The sequence below is a fragment of the Prevotella nigrescens genome, from assembly GCF_031191185.1.
Classification (GTDB): Bacteria; Bacteroidota; Bacteroidia; order Bacteroidales; family Bacteroidaceae; genus Prevotella; species Prevotella nigrescens.
The window spans coordinates 1,767,384-1,793,917 of sequence record NZ_CP133465.1; the positions used below are offsets into that span (position 1 = coordinate 1,767,384).

The window sequence follows — 26,534 nt, forward strand, 5'->3', positions numbered from 1 at the left end:
ATAGTATTGGACGAATATTTTAAAAGCAATAGATTCAAGCATATTCTTCATGAATACGAAGAACTATGTAAAGAGAATGCCGAAAGTTTCCTCGACTCAGAGGAACTTGCTGATATTGCTGAATATTACCATATAATAGGTAAGGAAGAAGAAGCAAAGGCAGCAGCAACATATGCGGTAAATATTTTTCCGGGTGCTACTGCCCCTCTTTGCTTTCTGGCACGCACTGCACTGTTTGTAGACAAAGACCCTGTAAAGGCTGAACTGCTGGCAGAGGAAATTATAGACAAGACGGATTTGGACTATTATTACCTGATTGCAGAGATAATGATGGTGCTGAACAAATATGAAGAAGCCAACAAGTATCTTTCGGAACACTTCGACGATATTGCAGCAGACGAACAACAGGACTATATTTTCGATGTTGCTTCGCTCCTTTGCGACTACGGTTTAGCAGAACTTGCGCAAAAATGGCTAAACCAATATAAAGATACAGAAACGAAAGACTACAAGGAACTAAAGGCAAAGATACTTTTATGGTTGGGGAAAAGCAACGAAAGCGAAGATATGTTGAACGAACTTATCGACAGCAATCCCTACTCTACTACTTATTGGAACGAATTGGCAGAGTGCCATTTCCTTCGTGGCGAATACAACAAATCTATCACAGCGAGCGAATATTCCTTGGCTATCAATCCCGAAGACGAAGACGCACTCTCAAACAAAGCCAATGCTTTATACAGCATCGGCAACAACGATGAAGCAATAAACTATTACAAACGCTTTCAGAAAGTTATTGCCGAAGCAAGAAAAAACTCCGTAAATATCACGATTGCAGATGTTTATTTAAGCCAAAAGAAGGTAGACAAGGCATTTAAATACTTCAAAAAAGCAATTGAGAACTCAGAAGCAAAGGAGGAAACATACATACAAATGGCTATTTCGCTGATGGCTAACGGCTATATGAGCGATGCCTACAGGCTGTTTTCTGCTAATTTACAAAGAGTTTCGGAAGTCTGGGACATAGGCTATGCGTACTATGCCCGATGCTGCTACGAACTTGGATTGATGGACGAATATGACAGAATTTTGGGCATTGCCATCAAGAAAAACTTGGTAGAAACAAAAAATTTACTGGCTGATTTATATCCTGAAGACAGCAAGCCAGAGACATATCCACTGCTTACTCCTACACCGAGAAAGGGAAAAGCAGACAACAACACGCTACCATTTTAAGAATAGAATAACACAAAACATTAGATATTATGGCTACAAACAGTAAATACATGGAAGAAATTGCCAATCAGCAACTGCTTACCGATGCTGAAGAACGCGAACTTGCAGCCAAGATTAAGATTGGAGATGCAAAGGCTTTGGAGAAACTAACGAAGGCTAACCTGAAGTTTGTTGTATCGTTGGCACACCAATACAGAAACCGTGGGCTTGGCGAAGACGACCTGATAAGCGAAGGGAACATTGGTATGATGCACGCAGCACAGAAGTTCGACGGCACAAAAGGTACACGATTCGTCAAGTTTGCTGCTACCTACATACGCAAGGCAATGGAAGAAGCCATAAGAGAACAGCTCGATACCTATAAAGTACAGAATGCTGGAGAGGATAAACAACGCACTCGCAAAGCCCACACGCTATCTATCGACCAGCCCGTACCTGTTGGCAGCAACGGCAACTTCACCTTGCAAAGTGTCTTGGAAAACAAGAACTCGCCACAAGCTGACGAGCATTTAACACGCCAGATTATTGCTGCTGAAATTGCAAAAGGTATGGACGCACTTGACGAAAGGCAGCAGAAGGTCATCACGCTTATCTACGGACTGCAGAATGGCGAACGTTATACTATGGAAGAGATAGCCAAAGAAATGGGAATAAAGCGTGAACGTGTGCGCCAAATACGAAACAAGGCGTTGCGCAAACTACAAAAACGATTGAAATAAAGGTATCGTTCGGAAAGCCTTAGTAGCGGAAAACGATTGTGCGAAACCAATCGCGCAGTATGCCGCCATACTGATTTTGACTGTCGGCACACAAGATTAGAACTTGCGAACCATCGTTCAGCTTAGGTCCAAGGCACATTCCTTCGTAGTTGGCGAAGTCTTGATGAAACAAGGTTAATGATGTTTTCCATTCCGCAAGTAAGTGTTTCACCATGTAAGGACTTGCGTCCGTGAGCGGTTTGTCGTTGTCTATTTGCTGCGAAGTGTTGGTATCGACACTATAAAGTTTGTTTTTAACAAACGAACCGAACTTTTTTGGCGCAACATAAAGTTCTCTTTCCAAAACAAGAAGTATGCCATTGTCTAATGCAGCCATATCGGCTACCCCCATAGCATAGTTTTGCGCAGGTTTATTTACGGTGCCTTTGTCCATCTTGTAAGCATATTGCGCTATGGGTTGCAGGTTTTCATCAAAGGCTTGAAGACGCAAACGGTTTTCCAACAATTGCATAGGTGCTGCCTGTTTCCCATCGGTTTCCAATGTAGATTCGGTAGTAGTCCAAAACAAATGTGTAGCAGCATTGTAGGTTAAGGACTCTAAACCATAGACATTTGAAGCAGAGCGAAGGTTGGACGGTACAAGCAATTGCTTGCCAGTAAGTTTGCCAAACAAGCTGTATTCGCAAATACTATTATCAGCTTCACGCGCTATGAATATGCTGTGTCTATCTGAATGGAAGGCAATACCTTCTTCATCGGCATTTGGTGCAGACGAACCAAAGAAACCATTAGACGTCACTCGCTTAATATCACCGGTGTTTAAGTCTATATCCAATGTAAAAATATAAAAGCCACTGTGCTCTGTTTTATCGGAAACAACTGCATAACGGTTGCCCCCTAACCACGTTATTCCACTATAATTGCCTTTCGGAACCGTTTCCTTAAAATGGTGCTGTTCATTCAAAGCTACCAGTTTAGGATAGTTTTGCGCAAGAGTTGATAGGGAAATAAGCGCAAAGAATAAAGTGAGAAACAATTTCATTGAATTTCTATTTAATTTCTTAAGCAAGCAGTGTATAACTATAATACATTGTTCTACGAGTGAAAAGAAGGTAAGAAAGGTGTAAATATTTTTCAAAAGCATAATTATTGCTTAACCACCTAACTATCAACGCATTACAAAACCTATTGTTTTGCGTTTCAAAAGCGGCTGTTTTGCACGGTAAAAGCGTAGGTTTTGCAACGCAAAAGAGCCACTTTCGCAATGCCAAAGCGCAGTTTTCACTTTTTAACAGAATTATCTTTACAAGATTAAACCAAAAAGCTCTCACTATTTCAGTTAGGGCCTTGCTAAGAAATACCTGCAAGGTTTGCCTGCTCAACCTGCTTTCTTGTGCCGAACTTACGTTAATAATAGGTGGTTCCCATTAAGAAACGAAAACCACCTAATATCTTTTTATCGTCTGTTTTCTGTCTATTCGGGCATCTGTGCCTTTAGATACAGCTTCTTAACGAACTTCATATCGTGTTCAACCATTATCTTAACCAACTGTTCAAAGGTAGTTTTGCGAGGGTTCCAACCCAACTTCGTCTTTGCTTTTGTAGGGTCGCCAAGCAGTTGTTCTACTTCAGCAGGACGGAAATACTTGGGATCCACCTCTACAAGAGCCTTTCCCGTAGCCTTGTTGTAACCCTTTTCCTCAATGCCTTCGCCCTTCCATTCAAGTTCTATACCAACTTCCTTAAACGCAGCCGTACAGAAAGCACGCACCGTGTACATCTCTCCGGTAGCGATAACGAAGTCGTCTGGTTCGTCTTGCTGCAGGATTAGCCACATACATTCAACATAATCCTTAGCGTATCCCCAGTCGCGTTGCGCACCAAGATTACCAAGATAAAGCTTATCCTGCATACCTTGAGCAATGCGAGAAGCTGCTAAGGTTATTTTACGAGTAACGAAGTTCTCGCCACGGCGTTCACTTTCGTGATTGAAGAGAATACCGTTGCAGCAGTACATTCCGTACGATTCGCGATAGTTTTTCATTATCCAGTAGCCATAGAGCTTTGCAACAGCGTATGGAGAACGTGGATAGAAAGGTGTTGTTTCCTTCTGTGGCACTTCCTGTACTTTACCAAACAGTTCTGAAGTTGATGCTTGATAAATCTTACAAACCTTCTCCAAGCCACAGATACGTACGGCTTCCAAGAGTCGGAGTACACCTACCGCATCGGTATCAGCTGTATATTCGGGTACATCAAAGCTGACTTTAACGTGGCTTTGTGCTGCAAGGTTGTAGATTTCGGTAGGCTTTACTTCACCAATGATACGGATTAAAGAAGACGAATCGGTCATATCTGCCCAATGCAGATTAATCAAACGTTCTTTCTTCATGTCGCGAACCCATTCGTCTAAATACAAATGCTCAATGCGTCCCGTATTAAAAGAAGAACTACGGCGCAACAGTCCGTGTACTTCATAACCCTTTTCAATCAGAAATTCAGCCAGGTAGCTTCCGTCCTGACCCGTAATCCCTGTTATTAATGCTATATTCCTTTTCATCTGTTCTTCTTCCCTAATTTTACAAATAAGTAACTTAAAAACTTAATCTTGTATCAGTTGTTCTCTGAAAACTGCTTTATTCTTTGTTCTTCAGAAAGTCTGCAAATAAGCAACATTCCATCTTTTTCGGTTACAATATAACCATCAAGACCTTGAACTACTACTTTCTTTGCATCAGTAGCATGCACAATACAGTTTTTACTATCGTACATTTGTATGTTCGTTCCTATAACAGCATTACCATAGAGGTCGTGTTGTGTTTGTAGATATAATGCTCCCCATGTGCCAAGATCGCTCCAACCGAAATCAGCTGGGCACACAAATATTTCTTCAGCTTTCTCCATTATGGCATAGTCTACTGATATACTTTCACACTCGGGGTAAACCTTATCTATGTACAGTTGTTCTTCTGGAGTGCCTAATACTTCAGAGAGTTGTGTGAAAATACGCGCAATACCAGGTTGATATATTCGAAATGCATTTACAATTGTAGATACATTCCAAATGAAAATTCCGGCATTCCAAAAGAAATTATTCATACTGATATACTTTTTCGCAGTTTCAATATCAGGTTTCTCTTTAAACTGATCAACACGGAATATTTCTTTATTGCGTACTGAAGGCACAGTCAGGTCAGCTTGTATATATCCATATCCTGTCTCTGGTCGGGAAGGTTTCATTCCAAGTGTAACAATTGCATCGCTCTCCGAAGTAAACTTCAGGCAATTTGTTACAACTCGGCGGAACTCTTCCTGATTGGTAACGATATGGTCGCTTGGAGTTACGATGATATTTGCTTTTGGATCGGATTTCTTTATACGCCAACTAACGTATGCAATGCAAGGTGCCGTATTTCTTCTACAAGGTTCGCTTAGAATGTTGCTGACTGGAATTTCAGGTAATTGTTCGTGAACCAATTCGCAATATCTCGCATTTGTTACTACCCAGACATTCTCTGGCTTCGTAATACCTTTCAATCTATCGTAAGTAAGTTGCATTAATGACCTGCCAACACCCAGTACATCGATAAATTGCTTTGGTTTGTCTACTGTACTCATAGGCCAGAAACGACTTCCAACTCCTCCTGCCATTATAACAAGATGATTGTTTGTATGTATCATAACTTTTTTAGGCTTAGCTTATTTATAAATAGAACAAGTGCAAATATACAAATAAATATTTGAAAAGACAAGTTTTGTATTTATCTTTCTACCTTACTCGAACAAATTCAAACTTAGGTCTGCTTGAGGGCTAACCTCCTTTGTTTCATTCTGTTCGTTCAAGAACTTTAACCTCAATTGTTTAACTTGTTGGTTTTCAGTATTAATGCAATAAACACCCTTTTTTACTTTTCCCAACATAGAATCTGTGCGCCTGCTCATCTTTACAAGGCATTGCTGCACTTCCTGATGCACTTCTTCAACATCTAAAGCCAGAAAGAACGAATTGTGTGTATTGAATATATGGCGCGAAATCTTACCAACTGACAATCCTTTCTCGCCAGCTTCTATCAACAACAGCAATATATCTTTCTCGTATCGCATAAAAAAAGGAGTCTATACCATAAATACAGACTCCCCCACTTAATTTCGTTTTCCTTATTAAGCCAAGACTATTTTATCGTCTTCGCTATTTATTTTTCCTTCCTTTAGAAGCCAACCTATACCCAGATAAGTTTCTTCAACGGTGATTTTTGCAGCCTTTGCAATTTCAGAAACAGTAAGTCCTTTGTTCTCCGCTGCAAGTGTATTGTACACATCGCCAGCTTTAAAACCTACATTTTCTGAGCTCAAGTCTACCTTTACCGTAGCTTTCTTTGCACAGGTTTTCTTTGTTGTTGTCCGTTTGGTTGCCGCTTTAGCAACTTCTTTCTTTTCTACCATAATTATTCATCACTTATTTAAATACTATTGAAGTAGATAATAACAAACTGCTATTACTTGCTGCAAATATACGTTAAATATCTCAATGAAACTAATTTATTGATAAAAAACTAACAACTTCAAAGCTACAACGACACAAGAGTTGAATTTTATTGATTTACATCAACACATATTACTCTTTCAAGTCTAACTTTATCTGCAATTCATCGAGCTGTTTCGGTGCAATAACCGATGGTGCATCAAGCATGACATCGCGTCCGCTATTGTTCTTCGGGAACGCTATTACATCGCGGATTGTATCGAGTCCTGCCATAATACTTACGTATCGGTCGAGTCCGAACGCAATACCTGCGTGAGGAGGAGCACCATAGCGGAAAGCATTCATCAAGAAACCGAACTGCTCTTCTGCCTGTTGCTTCGTAAATCCAAGCACTTCAAACATTCTTTCCTGCAATTCTGTATCGTGAATACGAATAGAACCGCCACCGACTTCGATGCCATTGCATACAAAGTCGTAAGCCAACGCCCTTACTTGCTCTGGGTGTTCGTCGAGCAAATGCAAGTCGTCTGGGTTTGGCATAGTGAATGGGTGGTGGGTAGCCATAAGGCGTTGTTCCTCGTCGCTCCACTCAAAGAGTGGGAAATCTACAATCCACAAGCACTTGAAAACATTCTTATCACGCAATCCTAAACGGCTTCCCATCTCTAAACGAAGTGAGCACAGCTGAACTCTTGTTTTATTGGCATTGTCGCCTGAAAGTATCAAAACAAGGTCGCCATTGTTTGCTCCCGTTGTTTCCTTCACCTTTTGCAACTGCTCTTGTGTAAAGAACTTATCGACAGAACTCTTCGCCTCACTGTTCTCGTCGTACTTGATGTAAACCAAACCCTTTGCGCCTACTTGCGGACGCTTCACGAAATCGGTAAGTTCGTTCAGCTGCTTGCGGCTATAATCAGCGCAATTGGGCACCACGATACCTCCAATATAGTTCGCTTCGTTGAATACAGAGAAGTCGCTCGTACCCTTCAGATCGTCCATAAGTTCTACAAACTCCATTCCGAAACGCACATCAGGCTTATCAGACCCATAACGCTTCATTGCATCGTGCCACGTCATCTGTTCCAATTTAGCAGGAAGTTCCACTCCTCTAATCTCCTTGAACAGATAGCGAGCCATATCTTCAAACACCTGAAGCACGTCTTCTTGGTCTACATACGACATTTCGCAGTCTATTTGGGTAAACTCTGGCTGACGGTCGGCACGCAAGTCTTCGTCACGGAAACACTTTGCAATCTGGAAATAGCGGTCGAAACCAGCTATCATCAACAGCTGTTTCAGTGTCTGCGGACTTTGCGGAAGTGCGTAAAACTGCCCTGGATTCATACGAGAAGGCACCACAAAGTCGCGTGCACCCTCCGGAGTAGAACCTATCAATATAGGTGTTTCCACTTCAATAAAGTTTAATTTATCGAGGAAGTTACGGATAAGGATAGTCATTCTGTGGCGCAACTCCAAGTTGCTGCGCACCGCAGGGCGTCGCAAATCCAAGTATCTATATTTCATTCGGAGGTCGTCGCCACCGTCAGTATTGTCTTCTATTGTAAATGGAGGAGTGAGCGAGCTGCTCAGCACCGTCAGTTCCTTAGCGATAATCTCTATATCGCCTGTTGCTATCTTGTTATTCTTACTTTGACGCTCGCTTACAATACCTTTCACGCGAATACAATATTCGCGTCCCAATTTGTTAGCTTCATCGCAAAGACCGGCATCTTCGGCTTCGTTAAATACAAGCTGTGTAATACCATAACGGTCGCGTAAGTCCACGAAGGTCATACCTCCCATTTTGCGTGAGCGCTGAACCCAACCCGCAAGCACCACTTCCTTACCAGCATCTGTCAGGCGAAGTTCACCACAAGTCTTAGTCCGATACATATTTTCTTTCTTTTTTATTGTTTATTTTTGCAAAGATACAAACTTTTACTGAAAGCAGACTAAACGGCAAGAGGAAAATTTCTGCCTTTTTATTTGCCCCATATTCGTTTTGTTTTATAATGTTCTACAGCTTATCTTAAATTGCGCCCGTGGCAATTCTTGAATTTCTTTCCGCTACCACAAGGACACGGGTCGTTTGGGCGTGGCATCTTCTCTGCCGTATAGGGAGTACGACGCTGCTGTTGTGCTGTCTCACGAGTGTCTTGGCGAGCTGCAGCCTGCTGATTTTGGTCAATCAAATCGTCCTTCTTCTCGTCGTAACGCTGGCTTCGCTGTTCCGGAGCAGCCTCCTGAATTTCATCGGCAGGCTGCATTTCAGGAATTTGTCCACGCATCAGAACGCTTGCTGTGCGGTTGTTCATATCGTTAATCATATTGTCCCAAAGCTTCACACTCTCAAGTTTGAAAATGAGCAATGGGTCTTTCTGCTCGTATGAAGCATTCTGCACGGAGTGGCGCAGTTCGTCAAGCTGACGCAAGTTCTCCTTCCAGTCGTCGTCGATGAGATGCAGGAGAATGACTTTCTCGAACTGGCGAACCACCGATTTAGCTTCCGTGTCGTAGGCTTCCTTCAAGTTACAAGGGATATTGTAGACACGCTTGCCGTCGGTAATTGGCACCATAATGCGCTCGTACATAGCACCTTGGTTCTCGTAAACCTGCTTAATGATAGGCCATGCCACGGTTTGAATGCGTTCTGTCTTGCGTTCGAAGTTCTCGATGGCAGCCTGAAAAGCACGTTCTTCCAGTTCTTCCTTGCCTGTATTCTCAAATTCGGCTTCGGTGAATGGACATTCCATTGCCAATACTTTGAGGAATTCTTCCTTGCAACCTTCGTAGTCGTTGTTCTCAACGATGCTTACACAGCGGTCCCAGATAATGTTTGAAATATCCATACCAATGCGTTCGCCCATCAAGGCGTGGCGACGTTTCTCGTAAATTACGGTACGTTGCTTGTTCATAACGTCGTCGTATTCCAGCAAACGCTTACGAATACCGAAGTTGTTCTCCTCCACCTTCTTCTGCGCACGCTCGATACTGTTCGAAATCATTGAGCTTTCGATACGTTCGCCTTCCTCGAAACCGAGTCTGTCCATAACCTTTGCGATACGTTCGGAACCGAAAAGACGCATCAGCTTGTCTTCCAACGAAACGTAGAAAACAGAGGAACCAGGGTCGCCCTGACGTCCTGCACGACCACGCAACTGGCGGTCTACACGGCGGCTTTCGTGGCGTTCGGTACCAATAATTGCCAAACCGCCGGCATCTTTCACTTCCTGCGTGAGCTTGATGTCGGTACCACGACCCGCCATATTGGTAGCAATGGTAACGGCACCGAGCCCATTGGTAGAGCGTCCGGCTTCGGCAACAATCTGCGCTTCCTTCAAATGCTGCTTGGCATTCAGCACCTGGTGCGGAATTTTGCGCATGCTGAGCATCTTGCTGAGCAACTCACTGATTTCCACAGAGGTTGTACCGACCAAGCAAGGGCGTCCGCTGTTGCGCATTTCCTCTATCTCATCGATTACGGCAGCATACTTTTCACGAGCCGTTTTATAGACACGGTCTTCCATATCCTTACGTTGGATAGGACGGTTGGTAGGGATTTCGACAACATCGAGCTTGTAGATGTCCCAAAATTCGCCTGCCTCGGTAGAAGCAGTACCCGTCATACCCGCCAACTTGTGGTACATACGGAAGTAGTTCTGCAATGTAATAGTGGCAAAAGTCTGTGTAGCAGCTTCCACCTTTACGTGTTCCTTGGCTTCCACAGCTTGGTGTAATCCATCGCTCCAGCGACGACCTTCCATTATACGACCCGTTTGTTCGTCTACGATTTTCACTTCGCCATCGATTACAACGTATTCATCGTCCTTATTGAACATGGTATAAGCCTTAAGCAACTGCTGCAACGTATGGACACGTTCGCTCTGAACACCATAGTTATTCATCAGGTTATCTTTCCTGTCAAGATAAGTTTGCTCATCTATAGCCTTATCTTCTTTCTCTTTTTCGAGTTGCGAAAGTTCTGTTGTAATATCAGGGAGCACGAAAAGTTTATCGTCGTTTACCTCTTTAGCCAACCACGCCGCCCCCTTATCGGTAAGGTCGCAAGAGTTCATTTTCTCTTCGGTAACGAAGTAAAGCGGCTCTACCGCCTTTGGCATTTCACGGTTGTTGTTTGCCATATAGAACTCTTCCGTCTTCAGCATTCCCGACTTAATACCTTCTTCTGAAAGGAACTTGATGAGTGCTTTGTTTTTTGGCAGAGCCTTATGTGAGCGGTAAAGTGCCAAGAAACCTTCTTCGAGCATTGCCTGACGTTCCTTCTCGTCCTTGCAATTTGCTGCACTCGAAAGTTTGGTGCGTGCTTCTGCAAGTAGTTCGGTAGCCTGCTTGCGCTGAACTTCGAAGAGTTTCTGAACCAATGGCTGGTATTCTTCAAACATCTGATCGTCGCCTTTCGGTACAGGACCACTAATAATAAGAGGTGTACGGGCATCGTCTATCAACACAGAGTCTACCTCATCGACGATGGCATAGTTGTGCTTGCGCTGCACGAGGTCGGCAGGTGATACTGCCATGTTATCACGCAGGTAGTCGAAACCGAACTCGTTGTTTGTACCGAAAGTAATGTCGGCTTGGTAAGCGCGGCGACGTTCTGGAGAATTAGGCTGATGCTTGTCGATGCAATCGACCGACAAACCGTTAAATTCGTACAATGGTCCCATCCATTCAGAGTCGCGTTTGGCAAGGTAATCGTTCACCGTTACCACGTGAACACCATTTCCTGTCAAAGCGTTGAGGAAGACTGGCAAGGTAGCCACGAGGGTCTTACCTTCACCTGTTGCCATTTCGGCAATCTTACCTTGGTGGAGTACCGTACCGCCGAAAAGCTGAACGTCGTAGTGAACCATTTCCCACTTGAGGTCGTTACCGCCTGCTGTCCAGTGGTTGTGGTAGATTGCTTTGTCGCCGTCAATGGTTATGAAATCTTTTCGTGGGTCGGCTGCAAGCTCACGGTCGAAGTCGTTTGCCGTAACAATGGTTTCTTCGTTCTCTGTAAAGCGACGAGCTGTGTCTTTCACGATAGAGAAAGCAATAGGCATAACTTCGTCCAATGCCTTTTCGTAGTTGTCCAATGCTTCCTTTTCGAGTTTGTCTATCTTGTTGAAAATATCCTCGCGCTCGTCGATTGGTGTATCTTCGATTCTCTCACGGAGCTTTGCTATCTCCTCGCGCTGCTGCTTTCCAGCGTCTTGAACATATTGTTGGATTTCCTTGGTTTTAGCACGCAGGTCGTCGTTGCTAAGTTCCTTGATGGCTGGGTAGGCAGCCTTGATTTTATCAACATACGGTTGAATGAGTTTCATATCGCGTGTTGATTTGTCTCCAAAGAGAGACTTCATTAATTTTGTGAAGTTCATTTTAATGTCTGTATTTCAGTGGACGTGCTTGTTTGTCATTCGTTTAATTTGTTACAAGTCCACTATGTGAATATTGTTTTATTTTCTCGCAATTCAATACGCTTATCGAAGCGTGTCTATGAGATAAAACGACTCGGCGCACGTATTAATATTGCAGAATTGACCGAGGGATTCGGCAAATAGTTTGATATTGTTTTTCTGAGATTCTCTAATTGTCGTACATTGTGTACAGCCTTATATCGGTCGGAAAGAGCAAGGCGTGTGGCTGCAGGTTTGTTTTCTTCTTCCTTTGAAATATTCTTGCAGGCTTCGATAACCGACAATATGTCAGTTTCCACACCTTTTATATTAAGATGATTGCAAAACTCTTCTAAAGTAGCATTGTCCATTGCCGCCTTTAGCGCAGACTGATATGTCTGTGCTTCTACGCCTGTTGTTGCCAACACTACGAGCAGTGCGGTGATGTATTTATTCATCATTTTGCCTTGTTTTCTATCGTTGCCGTATAGACATTCTTAATCAACCATTGATGGAAGACACAATTAAATAGCAAGAATAGTGCCACAATTAATATTGGAACAGGAATTTTTTGGAAAAAGCTACCGATAAATCCAATTATGATTGATACTTCCCAAGCCGTCCACCACCAATGTTTCTGCTTGCGTCTGATACTCTTGACAACCGAAGGAATAAGGAATAAAGCCAACGGATTAAACAAGAATATTATCATATTCAGGCTTACAGAAGGGTGGTAAGAGAATATCATAACAAAAAGGAGAAGCCCTATAATGCCTGAAACCGCCATCAGCAGAATGTCCCAACCCCATAAGGCTATTTTCTTTTTATACTCTATGAGCAATATGGAAATAGCAAGAATGGCAAACGCAATTGCAACTTGAAAGGGCGAAATGAAGGTACTTGCCTCTTCTGAACGCTTACTGGGCTGTAAGAGAACCGATGTTTGCTTCACCAAAGGCTGTCCGTTGTGTATTGCACCTTCGATGTATTTGCGCAGGTTATCGGGCAGAAACAGTTTCTGCTCTTCTGTTTTAACGGGCAAATCGGCAGTTACACCTAATAATATATCTTCGCCAAACTGTGTCCAAGCATCGTTTTTATTCCATTCGTGTATCATTTCACGAAACGAAGGTAGTGATTTTGTATTGTCAGAGATAGATTTGGTATTACCGTTTAAATGGTCAAGAAGCATGTGTTGTGTCCTTGTAGTGCAATTGTCGTAAAAGAAATTGTATCTATACACAACATTCTCGGGAAGTAAGTTCCGCTTTAAAGCGAGATAAATTTTATATTTTTCCTCCTTGGTGAGGTTCAAGACCTGTTCAATAATGCCCCTACCCTCGTGTGAATATATGAAAAGCATCTCTTCGGTTGTAGATATGCCAATGCAATAATCAGTCAATCCCAGTACAAAACGAGGAATAAAGTAAGGTTGTTCAAACGAAAATACACCATAATTAATAACAAAGTCGTTACCATTTGCAACATCTTTATAGCGTATAGCGGTGTGTCCGTATTGTGCCCACGCCTCTTTACCAGGTGTACAAGTTAAGAGAGATATTTCAACAGAGTCTGAATAGGTCAATGGCTCTGATTTTGCAGCCAGTGGCAAAACTGATAGCAAAATGCAGACAAGTATATATCGGACGACCTTTTTCATTTGTTTGGCAAAGGTAATGAAAAACAGTGATACCGCAAAGAAACCTTATTAAAAATCAAAATAGTATATAGAAATTCCATGTTATCGTTTTTTTTTAATAACTTTGCACTGTCTATATTTTTTGAAATTACTAACAAATGAAGAAGATACTCACAGCAGTCCTCTGCGTAGCCTTGTCAATTGCGGCAATGGCTCAGAGCGGCACTAATTCTCCATACAGTCAATTTGGATTAGGAACATTGTCTCCGCAGTCTACAAGCTTCAATCGTAGTATGAACGGATTGGCATACGGTTTCCACGAACACAACCAAATAAACTTCCAAAACCCAGCTTCATATTCAGCTTTAGATTCGCTTTCATTTATATTCGATACAGGTGTAAGTTTGCAAATAACCCACTTTGAGGAGAATGGACATAAGAAGAATGCCAACAATGGTAATATAGAGTATATTAACGCCGCCTTTCGGGCTTTTAAGCACGTAGGAGTCAGTTTCGGTTTGATGCCTTATACAAATGTAGGATACAGCTATACAAGCCGCAGCAATGTAAACCCCACCCCCAATCCATCATTGCCAGAGCCTACATATTCTAATACTTTCACAGGAACAGGTGGTGTAAGACAGGTTTATTTCGGTCTCGGTTGGGAACCATTGAAAGGACTTGCAATCGGTGCGAACGTTGCTTACCTTTGGGGAGACTTGGAGCGTACAGTCGTAAACAGTTACAGCGATTCGTATATAAACACACTGTCGAAAACCTATACATACGAAGTTAAGAGCTATAAAGTTGATTTCGGCTTGCAATATACGCAGAAACTTTCCAAAAAGAATGCCATTACCTTGGGCTTGACTTATTTTTTAGGACACAAGCTAAACTCTGACGCAGTGTGCAACATTATATCCAAGAACTCGCAGACTGCTGTGAACGATACAACAAGCTATGCAATAAAAGACGCTTTAAGCCTGCCTCACGTTTTCGGTGTAGGCTTGATGTGGAACCACAACAACCAACTGAAGCTGGGATTAGACTATCAGTTGCAGAAGTGGGCAGATATTAAAATGCCACAGTTCAACGTTGTCAATGATAAAGCAAGCTACGCGCTTGTGGGCGGACAACTTAAAGATATGCAGAAACTGACATTAGGTGGAGAATACTGCAAAGGCGAACGCTACCGCAATTTCTTCAGCCAGTTGCACTACCGTGCAGGTGTAAGCTATTCTACACCATATATAATGATAAACAAACAAGATGGGCCAAAAGAAATATCTGCAAGCATTGGACTGGGCATTCCTATCGTAAATAACTATAATCACAGAAGTTTGCTCAATATCGGTGTAGAATGGACAAACAGAAATGCCACAGGTTTGATAAAAGAAAATATGTTTCGTATCAATGTAGGTCTTACTTTCAACGAACGTTGGTTTGCTAAATTTAAAGTACGGTAATGCAATATTTCATTATACTTAAACTATGAAACAAAGCAAGCTTTTCATCTTTTATGTGATAATTGCTTCATGTATCATATCTTTTTGGGCCTCGTGCGATAAAAAACGTACTAATTCTGCTCCTGCTATTTACGATCGAGACTCTGTTCCGATTATGATAACATATGGTGTAAATACATTGATATCTGATTCTGGGATTATTAAATATCGCATTATAGCAGAAGAATGGGAAGTTAATGAGGTAAAACATCCATCACGTTGGATATTCAATAAAGGGATATTACTAACACAATTTGACCTAAAAAAACATGTACAAGGATTCTTACAATGCGATACTGCCATTTATTATGACAAGGAACGTCGCTGGGAGCTTCATGGACATGTACAAATTGTTACTGCAAAAGATGTAGAATTTTATAGTAATGAATTATTTTGGGATGAGCGAAATCATGAAATATGGTCGCACAAATATTCGCGTATAAAGACTCCAGATAAAGCTTTGGAGGGAGATTGGTTTAAGAGCGATGAACAAATGACTGCTTATGAGATTCGTCAAACTAAAGGTTGGGGGATTTTCAACGATCGAGAATTCGCACCAAATAATAATGGAACGATGACTATGCCATCAGCACCAATTGATACAATAAATCATCAAAGATTACATACAACAATAATAAATCGATAAGAAGACATTGGATATTAGTTTAATAATAGGAATTTTCGTATCTTTGATACTCTCAGCATTCTTTTCTGGAATGGAGATTGCCTTTGTTTCAAGTAATAGAATGCTGATAGAAATGGACAAAGAAAAGAATGGAATTGCACAAAAGTGCCTACAAATATTTTATCGCAATCCTAATGGTTTTGTCTCAACAATGTTGGTGGGCAATAATATTGTCTTAGTTTTATATGGAATATTATTCGCCAACATCTTTAATGCGACTTTATTTGCTTCCTTTTCTCCTGTTACACAAGTTATTTTAAACACAATTACGTCTACAATTATAGTAGTGTTTACTGGAGAGTTTATTCCGAAAGTCTTATTTAAAAGCAACCCTAATACGTTATTGTCTTTTTTTGCTCCACTTGCATACATATTTTTTATAACCTTATGGCCTATCAGTCGTTTGTCTATTTTTATATCACGCGTCATGTTAAAGTTAATAGGAGTAAAAATTGATGAAGCGAAAAGTGATAGCACTTTTACAAAAGTTGATTTGGATTATCTGCTCCAAAGTTCGATTGATGATGCCGAAGATGACGGGAAAATAGAAGAAGAGGTTAAGATTTTCCAGAATGCATTGGAATTTACCGATACCAAGGTAAAGGACTGTATGATTCCTCGTACAGAAATACAAGCAGTCGACATAACATGTTCTACTGAAGAACTACAGCAAAAATTTATTGAAAGTGGAAATTCAAAGATAGTTGTTTATAAAGGCAATATAGACCATATAGAAGGTTATATCCATTCCTCCGAAATGTTTAAGAATTCAAAAGTATGGCGCGAACACATACGAAAGATGCCTTTTGTACCAGAGACAATGGCTGCTCAAAAATTGATGCACATGTTTCTACAACAAAAAAAGAGTATAGGTATAGTTGTCGATGAATTCGGTGGAACAAGTGGTATTGTTTCCTTAGAAGACATTGTTGAAGAAATATTTGGCGATATAGAAGACGAGCATGACAATGCGAAGTACATTGCAAAGAAAATCGCAGACAATGAATATATTCTATCTGCTCGTTTAGAGATAGAAAAGGTAAACGATATGCTCAATTTAGATTTGCCAGAGAGTGATGAATATATGACGATTAGTGGATTCATTCTACATGAGTATCAAAGTTTTCCAAAATTAAACGAACTAATAAAGATAGGAAAATACGAATTTAAAATTATCAAGAATACAATGACAAAAATAGAACTTGTGAAACTAAAAGTTTGCGATTAGCACATTTTCTTAGGAATTTATTATCTTAATTATCTTTTTATTTGTATTTTTGTACGCAATTTTTCATCGATAAAAGAAATAAATCAAAAACAAATAAATAAAAATGGCAGCATTAGGAAAAATCAGAAGCAAAGGCATAACGCTGATTGTAATAATCGGACTGGGTCTTTTTGCATTTATTGCTGAGGAAGCCTTCCGTTCTTGTAATGGTATTAAAGGTGAAGCACGGCAACAAGTAGGTGAAGTCTTAGGAGAAAAGATTAACGTACAAGACTTCCAAAAATTAGTCGATGAGTATCAAGACGCTATTAAGTTTACTATGCAACGTGATAACTTATCGGAAACCGAACTCAATCAGGTTAAAGACCAAGTTTGGCAACAAATGATAACAAACCGTGTTATCGAAGCTGATGCACAAAAAGTAGGTATAACTGTTACCGAAAAGGAACTACAGAATGTACTAAACGAAGGCACAGATCCTATGTTATCACAAACTCCTTTCATCAATCAACAGACTGGTCGTTTTGATGTAACCTTACTAAAACAATTTCTTGATGGTTACGAAAAGGCTAAAACATCAAATCCACAACAGGCTGAACAAATGAAGACTGCCTATAATTATTGGATGTTTGTAGAAAAGAATCTTCGTGCACAATTGTTAGGTCAGAAATTCCAAGTGCTTTATGCAAGTTGTGTTCTCTCTAATAAGGCAGAAGCGAAACTTGCTTTCAAAGATGAAAACGAAGAAGCACAAATCCAGTTGGCATCAATGGCATACACATCTGTAAAAGATGCTGACGTCAAATATACCGATGAAGACCTGAAAACTAAATACGAAGAACTTAAGCCAATGTTCCGTCAGCCAGTTGAGAGTCGTGATATTAAGTATGTTGATTATAAAATTTTACCAAGTAAGACCGACTATAATGCAATTAATAAGGAAATGAATGCTTATCAACAACAATTGGCTACAGCACCAGACCCAGCTCTTGTTGTTAGCAAAAGTAACAGTCTTATTCCATACATAGGCTTACCAGTAAGTAGTAGTGCTTACCAGGCATACCCCGACATTGCAAGCAAAATCGATTCTTTAGGCATTGGAACAACAAACGTTACAGAGAATAAAGAAGATAACACGCTTAACATTATACGTGTATTAAACAAAGAACAGTTGCCCGATTCTGTTCAGTTCCGTCAGATTCAAGTCGCAGCAGCTACAAAAGAACTATCTATGGCAAAAGCCGACTCTATACAGAAAGCTTTAAACGGAGGTGCAGATTTCGATGCCATTGCTAAACGTTATGGGCAAACAGGCGAAAAGATTTGGCTCACAGGTCAGCAATACGAGCATGCTACTACTATGAATGAAGACAATCGTCAATTCATTAATGCCATTATGAACGGAACCGTAAATGGTATTCAGAATTTAGTACTTTCGCAAGGCAATGTAATTCTTCAGGTTCTCGATAAAAAGGCTATGAAGACAAAGATCACTGCTGCTATCATCAAGAAGACCATCGACTTCTCAAAAGATACACGCAATACAGTATTCAATAAATTCTCTGAATATGTAGCAAAGGGTACAACACTTGCCGATTTAGAGAAGAATGCTGCTAAATATGGTTATAAAGTTCAAGAGAACAAGAACATAACCACAGCAGAACACTATCTTGCAGGCGTTCATGGCACAAGAGAAGCATTAAAATGGCTTTTCGAAGCTAAGGAAGGTGATGTTTCTCCACTATATGAATGTGGCGACAACGATCATTTCATGGTTGTTGTGCTAACGAAGATACATCCACAAGGTTATCGTCCATGGAACGATGCAGAAGTCAAAGACATTTTGAAACGTGAAGTTATCAAAGACAAGAAGGCTGAAATGTTTATTGCTAAACTCAAAGGAATAGGTAGTATAGCTGCAGCAAAAGCAAAAGGCGCAAAGATTAGCGAAATTAACCAAATAACTTTTGCATCTCCAGTCTTCGTTCAAGCTACCGGTGCAGCAGAGCCGGCACTCTCTGGTGCAGTAGCAGCAACAGCAGCAGGTAAATTCTCTAAAAATCCTGTTAAAGGCAATGCTGGCGTATATGTCTTCCAAGTTGTAAACAAAGCAATGCGTGCAGGTGTCAAGTACGACGAGGCTAAGCAAATGCAAATGTGTATGCAACAGAACATGCAGGCAGCAAGTGGCTTTATGCAAGATCTGGTTCTTAATGCAAAGGTTGTAGACAACCGTTACTTGTTCTTCTAATACTATAAGTAAATTCAATAATGTAAGGTGGATTTGATTAACAAGTCCACCTTTGTTTTATCCGTACAATTCTAGCTCTATCTAATTCGTGTACACATACTTTCATTATTTATGACTTAATAATTGGGGGTATTGAGACTCTACAAATACTTATTTTAAAAATAATAATCAAAAAAAGTTGATTTCTCTAAATATTATTAGTACTTTTGTACGTGTTGTAGAAAGAGTTTGCTGATAAATTTGAACAATTATGGTTGGTGATATTCTGGATATAGCAAGAACTTTATAAACATTTTTGTTATCGGAGCCTATCATAAGATTTTATTCTAAATTAATTTATATGATTTAAGAATTTATTTAAATAGAATATGAATCTTACTGATGTAGATAACGATAGCATTAACCTAAATAAAATAAAAAAGCAATTTATGATAAGACTATTTTATATCTTTTTCTACTTTATAGTGTGTTCTTCTATAATGAGTTGTACGAAGAATGTTTATGAATATTACGGAGTTGGTTCTGAAACTGAACACGAAACTGATAATGGAAAAACAGACGAGAAGAAAGATAAAAAGGAAACAACCGAAGAGATACAAACTATAGAGGCTTTCATAAAAAATGACTTTGGAGAAACTCCTATTTGGGTAGAGGGGTATATAGTTGGAAGTTGCACTAAAAGCATAAAAAATGCAGTCTGGGAATATCCTTTTTCATCTGATAATGCAATTTTACTTGCCGATGAACCAGGAGAAACCGATACTGAGAAAGTTATTGCAATTCAGTTGAAAACCAAAGAACTGAAACTAAATGTTGGTTTAGTAACCAATCCTGATAATTACAATACGTGTATCCGATTCTTAGGAATAAAACAAAAATATCTTGGCATTTGGGGAATGAAAGATAATATTCAGGCTTATGAATGGGTGAAATGAGTAATTTTTCAGAACATATCATACTTTTTTTATTAATAATTTGTCTGAAAAAATAAAAATAATTATATTTGCAAGCGAATAAACTATAGATACAAATTAAAATTACAAGCCTATACGAACACCATTACTTAAATATAAATCATTTTAGAGAATGAAGAATCTTAATGAGATGACTGATGAGGAGTTGGCCTTGTCGTATATTAATGGTAATAATAGAGCTTTCGACTTGCTTTTGTCGCACAATCAGTCTAAACTATTTTCCTACATACTTTTTGTTGTCAGGAATCGTGATGTTGCAGATGATATCTTCCAAGAAACATTTGTGAAAATAATCACAAAGCTACAAGAAGGTCGCTACAAGCCCAGTGGAAAATTTTCTGCTTGGATAATGCGTATAGCCCACAACATTATAATGGATTGGTATCGTGCCCAGAAATCTGGTAAGGTTGTTGAGACGACAAAAGAAAACGACTTGTCGAATATAGGCAGTGCAGATATACAGATTGGTAATATTGAAAATCAATTTGTTAATATGCAGACATTGGCAGATATAAAAAAGCTAATGCAACATCTTCCTCCTTCCCAACGAGAGGTTGTTTTTATGCGCTTTTATCAAGAAATGTCTTTTAAAGAAATTGCCAAAGCTACGGGTGTCAGTATCAACACGAGCCTTGGCAGAATGCGTTACGCCATTTTAAATCTCCGGAAGATGGTGCGCGACAATGGCGTTCTTTTGCAATTAGCGTATTAATTCTTTTAGACTTCTAATAGTTTCAATAGGGTGGAGTGAATTAAATACATAACTTCCACTTACTAACATGTCTGCTCCGGCTTTTACAAGTCGTGGTGCTGTACCATCTTGTACGCCACCGTCTACTTCTATAATGGCATTACTTCCATTCTCATCAATAAGTTTGCGTAGACGTTCCACCTTTTTAATTGCATTTTCAATAAAAACTTGTCCCCCGAAACCTGGATTTACACTCATTATAAGAACAAGATCTACTTCTCCCATAATATCTTCAAGAACAGAAACTGGTGTTGCAGGGTTAATAACGACACCAGCTTTCATTCCTGTCTGCTTTATCTGTTGAATGGTTCTGTGTAAGTGCGGGCACGTTTCATAGTGTACACTCATGATTGCAGCTCCTGCATCGGCAGTCTGTTGAATATAGTTTTCGGGGTGGACAATCATATAATGAACGTCCATTGGCTTCTTGCAAGCCTTGCCAACTGCCCTTAGTATGGGGAAACCGAAAGAGATATTAGGGACAAAGACTCCGTCCATAATGTCCATGTGTATATAATCGGCCTCGCTATTATTTATCATTTCTATTTCTTTGTCTAAATGCAAGAAGTCTGCCGATAATAATGATGGCGATACTAAAGTCTTCATTTGTTTAATTAAGAAAATAAGTTTCTAACTTGCCATTTATTTTCATTGCTCTATAAGTGTAAGCAATCTGACGGATAATATTCAACGTTTTTTCTGACGGTGTCAATTCTTCTTTTGTAAATAATTCTATCATAGGCTATGCTATATTAAATGATTACTTTATATCTATGAAACGCAATCTTTATATTATTATTATGTTTTCTCTAATCTTTTCGCTAACTTTGTATTATGAAAGATATCCTGGAAGCTGTTGTTGCTAATAAACAAAAGGAACTGGAACTATGGAAACAATATGTTCCGCTAAAGCAATTGTATGGTATTATTGAATATGAAGGAGCTTTGGAACGTGGAGTTCCCTCGTTTAAATCAGTATTTAATGGTTCTTCTACTATAAAAGTGATAGCAGAGTTTGTGCGAAAAACGCCCGCTTGGGGGTGGATTGACAAGGAAGCCAAGATACGGAATGTGGGTGTTGATTATGAAAAGCATGGTGCTGCTGCCATAAGTATTCCAACCGATTTCGTTTATTTTGGCGGATATGATGAATTTGTACAGGAAGCCTGCGCTATTGGCATAGCCTTACCTCTATTATATAAGAACTATATTATTGACGAATATCAGCTGTTCCAGGCGAAGCATGCCGGAGCTTCTGCAATTGTTCTCACTGCCGTGTTATTAAGTCTGGAGCAATGCAAATCTTTAACTTCGCTTGCGCATCAGCTGGGAATGGAGGTCGTGTTGAAACTTTATACGGCAGAAGAATTAGATTATCTTGCGTGTGGTGCAGACTTAATACTCGTAAACAACCGTATGCCGCATAGTTTTGATATGGACGTAAGCAAATCGGTTGAATTGGCAAGTCTGTTACCGGCAGATGTTATAAAGGTAAGCGAGGGTGGAATTGATACGCCCGTTATAGCAAACAAGTTAGCAGAAGCAGGATTTCAGGGCATTATCATCGGTGATTTGTTTATGAAGACGCCTAATCCGGGGTCAGCGCTTGGTGAATTTATTAAAGAAATAAGGAAGGAAAATTAAGATATGATAATAAAACGTTGTGCAACAAGCGTTGCTAAAAGCATTGGCGAATTAATGGAACTTGGAGTAAATTGGGTTGGTTTTGACTTTCGTGTGAATAGTCCCAACTTTGTCCGACAGATATCTTCACGTTCAGGTATCATTCCCGATTATGGAAGCCGTGCTGCTGCCATGGGAAAAGAAACCGAGCCGACTAAGTTTAACCCGGAAGGTTCTCTGCAACGCTTCGGTATATTTGCCGACGACATGCCGCAGAATATTGTAACGCGGGTGGTGAATTTCAAGCTCAATGTTGTACAGTTGGACGGAGAAGAGAGCTGCATTATGATTGATAACCTTCGGAAAACTCTCGACCCCGACATTCATGCCGGCATAAAAATAATGAAGACTTTGCCCATTCGGTCTATTGAAGACATGAAAAAGACAGGGACGTATGAGGGGGCTGCAGACTACTTCTTATTCAAACCGGACAAGATGGAGGACAGTTTAGAGGCTATCAGAACGTACAAAGGCAACACCCATTTCCTCATAGGCAGCGTCTCGCAAGAGCATTTAAACCTGATAAGGAACTTCAGGCACCCCATGTTCCTTGGCGCAGACATTGATGACTGTGCCGACGTGCAAGCTGCAATAAAGGTCTTGGAGGGGTAGAAACAAGGAAATAACATGATACTGTGAAGAAGATGAAATGTATAATAATAGACAATTACGACTCTTTCACCTACAACCTCGTACACTTGCTGCGCGAATTAGGAGCGGAAGTTACAGTGAAGCACAATGATGCGTTTGCCCTGGAAGAAATAGAGGAATACGACAGAATTGTGCTGAGTCCAGGCCCGGGAGTCCCATCTGAAGCGGGCCTGATGCCTGAAGTAATCAGGCATTATGCTGCAACCAGACCCATGTTGGGAGTATGCCTGGGGCATCAGGCTATTGCTGAAGCGTTTGGCGGAAAGATAGAAAAACTGCCGGAAGTATTCCACGGCGTGGGCACTCTGGCAGATGTCGATACCCATTCGGAACTGTTCAGCGGCTTGCCAAGTCAGATAAAAGTAGGCAGATACCATAGCTGGGTGGTGGCAAATGATGGTTTCCCCGAAGAACTGAAGATAATTGCCAAGACTAAAGACGGGCTGATAATGGCGCTGCAACACAGAGCGTATAATGTATACGGCATACAATTCCACCCCGAAAGCGTGCTGACGCCGTTAGGAAAAGATATTGTGAGGAACTGGTTGTACATTTAGGAAACAACTGCATTCTATGGAAGATATTTGCAAGAAATATATTGAATCGGTCGTCGACGACAAGAAAGACTGGTACGCCATTCGTCTGTTTACTACAAAAATAGAGGAGGTTGAACAATTCTTCAGGAGACGAGGTCTGGAAACCTTCGTACCAAAGCAATACATTGCAGAGGAGGACAAGCACGGAAGGGTGCATAACAGGCTGAAGCCCGTAGTGCGGAACCTCATCTTCGTAAAGAAGGACATGGACGATGCAAGCTTTAAGAAGCTGATATACGAGGCAGACATCAAGATGAGCGTATATGTCAAGCCCGACGACAGCACTGAATATTACGCCATTTCCCACAAGCAGATGTACGAGTTCCGTCTGATGTGCAACCCCGAACTGGAGCTTCGGAAGTTCATTCCCACCGAAGAGGCTCGCATGAAAGCCGGCGACGAAGTGTTCGTCAGGTTCGGACCTCTGCGGGGAATGACAGGACGGCTGGTACGGTCGAGCAGGAAGTATTACCTGCTGAAAGAAATTCCCGACATCAGCATCATGCTGAAAGTTTCGCGATGGTGCTGTGTCCCCGTCAGCGAAAAGCCCGAATAATTGCGACAAGCAGACAGAGAGACGGAGCCGTGCAGGCTTGTAACAGGCAGCCCCGATGCCGGGTGTTTGCAAAAAGCAATCCTCCTTCTTGCAGAAAGCAAGTCGGAGGATTGTTCGGTTCCCTATGGGTGCTCGGTTCCGCCACCCTTGTTCTTGTCGGCGGCCTTCCCTTTCTTCTTCTCCTGCTTTGCCACCCGGAAGAACTCTACATTCTTCAGCTGGCGGAACTCCGGTGTCGGAGTGAAGAGAATTTGCGTCTTGGAGATGCACTCCGACGGCTTGAAGTCTTCCTCTTTCTCCACAGCCTTTGACGTGAACGTAGGGCGGAACGTGCCGAGCGGACCGCCGTCCACGATGTATCCCTGCGAACAAAGTCGGTTGAGAATGTTGCGGAACTTGTAGAAAACGGCGGCAACGTCTGCCTGTCCTACGGTTGAATCTTCAGCCATTCGTTCGCAAAGCTGGTCGAACGACACGCGCTGTTTCTGGCAAACGGCACTTGCAACGAACATTTCCTTGCCTTTAAGTTTGCCCAGACTTATCTTTCTCTTGTTTAAAGAATAGTCCATAGTAACTGAAATTTATGTTTTGTTGTTAATGTCGGGCAGGTGGTTTCTGCACTCTTCGCAGAACCTTTCCTGCCCGATTGTCGGTTACAAAGGTAGTGAAAATAGTTTACATATCCAAGCTTGATATCATCTTTTTTTCATGGAAGGAATATACTTATTTTTTGGAACGTATATACTTTTAAGAAAAAAGATATATACATTTCAGGCAAAAATATTATACTTTCCAAGCAAAATGTATATACTTTTCATGCAAAAAGTATATACTTTTTTTCAGAAAGAAATAATGATTTTGTATGTATCTGATATTCAGCCGATTATGTTTTTCTCTACAATACAACTTTTCCGGTCGGATCCGCCACTTGGAAAGATGGCAGCCGATAAGGAATTTCCAATGCCGGCTGACGGAATCCGATGCGGCTTCGTAGCTGTTTTTTGTAATAAAAGAACATGCCCGTACTGTCGGCAGATGAAGAAATTGGCGAAAGCAATACGTTTAATTCCAACTTTATTGCTATTTTTGCACAAAAATGGAATGGGCATGGACGATAGGATAAGAATTAAAGACATAGCTGCAAAGGCAGGCGTGAGTGTCGGTACTGTAGACAGAGTACTGCACAAACGCCCCAACGTCTCCAAGTCGGCAAGGGAAAAGGTAGAGAGGATTTTAAGGGAAATAGACTACCAGCCCAACGCCTATGCGAGTGCACTGGCATGCAACAAGGACTACGTCTTCTGCTGCATACTGCCCGAACATGCAAGCGAAGCCTATTGGGAAGAGATAGAACTGGGAGCAATGAAAGCCGTCGAACTCAGGCGCGACTTCCATCTGAATATAAGACTGAGGCACTTCAGCCGTCTGCACCCCGAGACTTATCTGGAAACTTGTCGCCGTTGTCTGGAAGAAAAGCCCGACGGAATAGTATTGGTCCCGACCACGGTAGAGGAGACAAAGGCTTTTACAGACGAGCTCCACCGGCAAGACATTCCTTTCGTGCTGCTGGATTCCAACATGCCTGATCTGGAACCACTGTCGTTCTATGGGCAGGATTCCTTTCAGAGCGGATATTTCGCTGCAAGAATGCTTATGCTGATAGCACGGAAAGAAGAATCCATATTGCTGGTGCGCCAGACTTTCGAAGGAAAGGTAACGAGCCGGCAGCAGGAGAACCGCGAGGTAGGCTTCCGCCGGTACATGGAAGAACATTATCCGGAAGTAGAAATAAAAACGCTCAATCTGCCCATGGGCAAGGACAAGGCAGCCTATCATGAGCTTTTAGAAGACTTCTTCCATGCAAATCCCGGCATTCACCACTGCTTCACTACCAACTCCAGGGCATATATAACCGGCGGGTTTCTGTTGGAAACAAACCGAAGGAACGTCCAGATAATGGGATACGACATGGTTCCGAAGAACGCTGAATGCATGCGGAAGGGAAGCATCTCCTTCCTGATAGCCCAGCATGCATACCAGCAAGGCTTCTCAAGCATAGATGCATTGTTCCGGAACATAGTCTTGAAAAAAGAAGTCCGTCCAATCAACTACATGCCGATAGAGCTTCTGTCGAAAGAGAATGTAGACTTCTACCATCGCACGAGAATATAGGAAAAG

Annotated in this window: 25 protein-coding genes; 13 read left to right on the top strand and 12 right to left on the bottom strand. The window is 41.2% G+C overall.

Features of this window, described 5'->3' with window-relative positions; all coding sequences use genetic code 11:
* The first annotated feature begins 6 nt into the window (after window positions 1-6).
* A complete protein-coding gene (locus RDV52_RS09790; protein ID WP_004365751.1) occupies window positions 7-1,236 on the top strand; it encodes a tetratricopeptide repeat protein in 1,230 nt (409 codons plus the stop codon).
* Window positions 1,237-1,265: 29 nt separating this feature from the next.
* Window positions 1,266-1,955, top strand: coding sequence for a sigma-70 family RNA polymerase sigma factor (locus tag RDV52_RS09795; protein ID WP_004363958.1), 690 nt, complete (start codon window positions 1,266-1,268; stop codon window positions 1,953-1,955).
* Between the two features lie 19 nt (window positions 1,956-1,974).
* On the opposite strand, the gene RDV52_RS09800 is transcribed toward RDV52_RS09795, so the two are convergent.
* The 9 genes from RDV52_RS09800 to RDV52_RS09840 all read right to left on the bottom strand — a co-directional run bounded on the left by RDV52_RS09800 (window position 1,975) and on the right by RDV52_RS09840 (window position 13,497).
* Entirely contained in the window at window positions 1,975-2,997 is a 1,023-nt protein-coding gene (locus RDV52_RS09800; RefSeq protein ID WP_040556977.1) for an esterase-like activity of phytase family protein, read from the bottom strand.
* A 432-nt stretch (window positions 2,998-3,429) separates the two neighbouring features.
* Window positions 3,430-4,515 (bottom strand): GDP-mannose 4,6-dehydratase, encoded by a 1,086-nt coding sequence (gmd, locus tag RDV52_RS09805; protein ID WP_004363956.1) that lies wholly within the window; start codon window positions 4,513-4,515, stop codon window positions 3,430-3,432.
* A gap of 53 nt (window positions 4,516-4,568) precedes the next feature.
* Window positions 4,569-5,636: a mannose-1-phosphate guanylyltransferase gene (locus RDV52_RS09810; protein WP_004365748.1), complete on the bottom strand. Its 1,068-nt coding sequence runs from the start codon at window positions 5,634-5,636 to the stop codon at window positions 4,569-4,571.
* 93 nt (window positions 5,637-5,729) lie between these two features.
* Window positions 5,730-6,059 (bottom strand): hypothetical protein, encoded by a 330-nt coding sequence (locus RDV52_RS09815; protein ID WP_004363954.1) that lies wholly within the window; start codon window positions 6,057-6,059, stop codon window positions 5,730-5,732.
* A 57-nt stretch (window positions 6,060-6,116) separates the two neighbouring features.
* A complete protein-coding gene (locus RDV52_RS09820) occupies window positions 6,117-6,398 on the bottom strand; it encodes a winged helix-turn-helix domain-containing protein (RefSeq protein ID WP_004365746.1) in 282 nt (93 codons plus the stop codon).
* A gap of 172 nt (window positions 6,399-6,570) precedes the next feature.
* Complete coding sequence (gene aspS, locus RDV52_RS09825) at window positions 6,571-8,331, bottom strand: aspartate--tRNA ligase (RefSeq protein ID WP_004365744.1); 1,761 nt, start codon at window positions 8,329-8,331, stop codon at window positions 6,571-6,573.
* Between the two features lie 131 nt (window positions 8,332-8,462).
* Window positions 8,463-11,819, bottom strand: a complete 3,357-nt coding sequence (gene secA / locus RDV52_RS09830) for a preprotein translocase subunit SecA (protein ID WP_004365742.1) — start codon at window positions 11,817-11,819, stop codon at window positions 8,463-8,465.
* A 116-nt stretch (window positions 11,820-11,935) separates the two neighbouring features.
* Window positions 11,936-12,298 (bottom strand): hypothetical protein, encoded by a 363-nt coding sequence (locus tag RDV52_RS09835; RefSeq protein ID WP_004365740.1) that lies wholly within the window; start codon window positions 12,296-12,298, stop codon window positions 11,936-11,938.
* The gene (locus tag RDV52_RS09840) at window positions 12,295-13,497 is read right to left on the bottom strand and encodes a lipoprotein N-acyltransferase Lnb domain-containing protein (protein ID WP_004365739.1); all 1,203 of its coding nucleotides are present in this window, start codon (window positions 13,495-13,497) and stop codon (window positions 12,295-12,297) included. Before RDV52_RS09840 ends, RDV52_RS09835 begins: the two co-directional genes overlap by 4 nt.
* Before the next feature lie 137 nt (window positions 13,498-13,634).
* Between RDV52_RS09840 and RDV52_RS09845 the strand changes: the two genes are divergently transcribed.
* The 6 genes from RDV52_RS09845 (at window position 13,635) to RDV52_RS09870 (ending at window position 20,831) form a co-directional block, all read left to right on the top strand.
* Entirely contained in the window at window positions 13,635-14,942 is a 1,308-nt protein-coding gene (locus RDV52_RS09845; RefSeq protein WP_004365737.1) for a hypothetical protein, read from the top strand.
* Between the two features lie 25 nt (window positions 14,943-14,967).
* Window positions 14,968-15,627, top strand: coding sequence for an LPS export ABC transporter periplasmic protein LptC (lptC, locus tag RDV52_RS09850; protein WP_004363940.1), 660 nt, complete (start codon window positions 14,968-14,970; stop codon window positions 15,625-15,627).
* A gap of 7 nt (window positions 15,628-15,634) precedes the next feature.
* A complete protein-coding gene (locus RDV52_RS09855) occupies window positions 15,635-16,894 on the top strand; it encodes a hemolysin family protein (protein WP_023924777.1) in 1,260 nt (419 codons plus the stop codon).
* A gap of 103 nt (window positions 16,895-16,997) precedes the next feature.
* Window positions 16,998-19,145 carry a peptidylprolyl isomerase gene (locus RDV52_RS09860; protein ID WP_004365735.1) on the top strand — a complete coding sequence of 716 codons (2,148 nt, stop codon included), beginning with the start codon at window positions 16,998-17,000 and terminating at the stop codon, window positions 19,143-19,145.
* A gap of 368 nt (window positions 19,146-19,513) precedes the next feature.
* Entirely contained in the window at window positions 19,514-20,080 is a 567-nt protein-coding gene (locus RDV52_RS09865) for a DUF6359 domain-containing protein (protein ID WP_004363931.1), read from the top strand.
* 151 nt (window positions 20,081-20,231) lie between these two features.
* Window positions 20,232-20,831, top strand: a complete 600-nt coding sequence (locus tag RDV52_RS09870; RefSeq protein WP_004363930.1) for an RNA polymerase sigma factor — start codon at window positions 20,232-20,234, stop codon at window positions 20,829-20,831.
* Here the strand turns inward: RDV52_RS09870 and rpe are convergent.
* Together rpe and RDV52_RS09880 are read right to left on the bottom strand one after the other, a co-directional pair.
* Complete coding sequence (gene rpe, locus RDV52_RS09875; protein WP_004365732.1) at window positions 20,820-21,476, bottom strand: ribulose-phosphate 3-epimerase; 657 nt, start codon at window positions 21,474-21,476, stop codon at window positions 20,820-20,822. The two genes, RDV52_RS09870 and rpe, sit on opposite strands and share 12 nt — an antisense overlap.
* Before the next feature lie 4 nt (window positions 21,477-21,480).
* A complete protein-coding gene (locus tag RDV52_RS09880; RefSeq protein WP_004363927.1) occupies window positions 21,481-21,609 on the bottom strand; it encodes a hypothetical protein in 129 nt (42 codons plus the stop codon).
* A gap of 95 nt (window positions 21,610-21,704) precedes the next feature.
* Between RDV52_RS09880 and RDV52_RS09885 the strand changes: the two genes are divergently transcribed.
* The 4 genes from RDV52_RS09885 to RDV52_RS09900 are packed head-to-tail and all read left to right on the top strand — an operon-like array spanning window position 21,705 to window position 24,356.
* The gene (locus RDV52_RS09885) at window positions 21,705-22,514 is read left to right on the top strand and encodes an indole-3-glycerol phosphate synthase TrpC (protein ID WP_004365730.1); all 810 of its coding nucleotides are present in this window, start codon (window positions 21,705-21,707) and stop codon (window positions 22,512-22,514) included.
* A 3-nt stretch (window positions 22,515-22,517) separates the two neighbouring features.
* Window positions 22,518-23,165 (top strand): beta/alpha barrel domain-containing protein, encoded by a 648-nt coding sequence (locus RDV52_RS09890; RefSeq protein WP_004365729.1) that lies wholly within the window; start codon window positions 22,518-22,520, stop codon window positions 23,163-23,165.
* A 32-nt stretch (window positions 23,166-23,197) separates the two neighbouring features.
* Window positions 23,198-23,761 carry an anthranilate synthase component II gene (locus RDV52_RS09895; protein ID WP_172606445.1) on the top strand — a complete coding sequence of 188 codons (564 nt, stop codon included), beginning with the start codon at window positions 23,198-23,200 and terminating at the stop codon, window positions 23,759-23,761.
* A gap of 16 nt (window positions 23,762-23,777) precedes the next feature.
* A complete protein-coding gene (locus RDV52_RS09900; RefSeq protein WP_004365727.1) occupies window positions 23,778-24,356 on the top strand; it encodes a UpxY family transcription antiterminator in 579 nt (192 codons plus the stop codon).
* Window positions 24,357-24,478: 122 nt separating this feature from the next.
* Here the strand turns inward: RDV52_RS09900 and RDV52_RS09905 are convergent, their stop codons facing one another.
* Window positions 24,479-24,925, bottom strand: coding sequence for an HU family DNA-binding protein (locus RDV52_RS09905; protein WP_004363918.1), 447 nt, complete (start codon window positions 24,923-24,925; stop codon window positions 24,479-24,481).
* Between the two features lie 538 nt (window positions 24,926-25,463).
* Between RDV52_RS09905 and RDV52_RS09910 the strand changes: the two genes are divergently transcribed.
* Window positions 25,464-26,528 (top strand): LacI family DNA-binding transcriptional regulator, encoded by a 1,065-nt coding sequence (locus RDV52_RS09910; protein WP_040556975.1) that lies wholly within the window; start codon window positions 25,464-25,466, stop codon window positions 26,526-26,528.
* The last annotated feature ends 6 nt before the right edge of the window (window positions 26,529-26,534 follow it).

Bases quoted from the DNA above. Each gene is read 5' to 3' on its own strand.
- RDV52_RS09795 (WP_004363958.1), top strand. From the start codon at position 1,266: ATGGCTACAAACAGTAAATACATGGAAGAAATTGCCAATCAGCAACTG.
- RDV52_RS09800 (WP_040556977.1), bottom strand. From the start codon at position 2,997: ATGAAATTGTTTCTCACTTTATTCTTTGCGCTTATTTCCCTATCAACT.
- gmd (WP_004363956.1), bottom strand. From the start codon at position 4,515: ATGAAAAGGAATATAGCATTAATAACAGGGATTACGGGTCAGGACGGA.
- RDV52_RS09810 (WP_004365748.1), bottom strand. From the start codon at position 5,636: ATGATACATACAAACAATCATCTTGTTATAATGGCAGGAGGAGTTGGA.
- RDV52_RS09815 (WP_004363954.1), bottom strand. From the start codon at position 6,059: ATGCGATACGAGAAAGATATATTGCTGTTGTTGATAGAAGCTGGCGAG.
- RDV52_RS09820 (WP_004365746.1), bottom strand. From the start codon at position 6,398: ATGGTAGAAAAGAAAGAAGTTGCTAAAGCGGCAACCAAACGGACAACA.
- aspS (WP_004365744.1), bottom strand. From the start codon at position 8,331: ATGTATCGGACTAAGACTTGTGGTGAACTTCGCCTGACAGATGCTGGT.
- secA (WP_004365742.1), bottom strand. From the start codon at position 11,819: ATGAACTTCACAAAATTAATGAAGTCTCTCTTTGGAGACAAATCAACA.
- RDV52_RS09835 (WP_004365740.1), bottom strand. From the start codon at position 12,298: ATGATGAATAAATACATCACCGCACTGCTCGTAGTGTTGGCAACAACA.
- RDV52_RS09840 (WP_004365739.1), bottom strand. From the start codon at position 13,497: ATGAAAAAGGTCGTCCGATATATACTTGTCTGCATTTTGCTATCAGTT.
- RDV52_RS09845 (WP_004365737.1), top strand. From the start codon at position 13,635: ATGAAGAAGATACTCACAGCAGTCCTCTGCGTAGCCTTGTCAATTGCG.
- lptC (WP_004363940.1), top strand. From the start codon at position 14,968: ATGAAACAAAGCAAGCTTTTCATCTTTTATGTGATAATTGCTTCATGT.
- RDV52_RS09860 (WP_004365735.1), top strand. From the start codon at position 16,998: ATGGCAGCATTAGGAAAAATCAGAAGCAAAGGCATAACGCTGATTGTA.
- RDV52_RS09865 (WP_004363931.1), top strand. From the start codon at position 19,514: ATGAATCTTACTGATGTAGATAACGATAGCATTAACCTAAATAAAATA.
- RDV52_RS09870 (WP_004363930.1), top strand. From the start codon at position 20,232: ATGAAGAATCTTAATGAGATGACTGATGAGGAGTTGGCCTTGTCGTAT.
- rpe (WP_004365732.1), bottom strand. From the start codon at position 21,476: ATGAAGACTTTAGTATCGCCATCATTATTATCGGCAGACTTCTTGCAT.
- RDV52_RS09880 (WP_004363927.1), bottom strand. From the start codon at position 21,609: ATGATAGAATTATTTACAAAAGAAGAATTGACACCGTCAGAAAAAACG.
- RDV52_RS09885 (WP_004365730.1), top strand. From the start codon at position 21,705: ATGAAAGATATCCTGGAAGCTGTTGTTGCTAATAAACAAAAGGAACTG.
- RDV52_RS09890 (WP_004365729.1), top strand. From the start codon at position 22,518: ATGATAATAAAACGTTGTGCAACAAGCGTTGCTAAAAGCATTGGCGAA.
- RDV52_RS09895 (WP_172606445.1), top strand. From the start codon at position 23,198: ATGAAATGTATAATAATAGACAATTACGACTCTTTCACCTACAACCTC.
- RDV52_RS09900 (WP_004365727.1), top strand. From the start codon at position 23,778: ATGGAAGATATTTGCAAGAAATATATTGAATCGGTCGTCGACGACAAG.
- RDV52_RS09905 (WP_004363918.1), bottom strand. From the start codon at position 24,925: ATGGACTATTCTTTAAACAAGAGAAAGATAAGTCTGGGCAAACTTAAA.
- RDV52_RS09910 (WP_040556975.1), top strand. From the start codon at position 25,464: ATGGACGATAGGATAAGAATTAAAGACATAGCTGCAAAGGCAGGCGTG.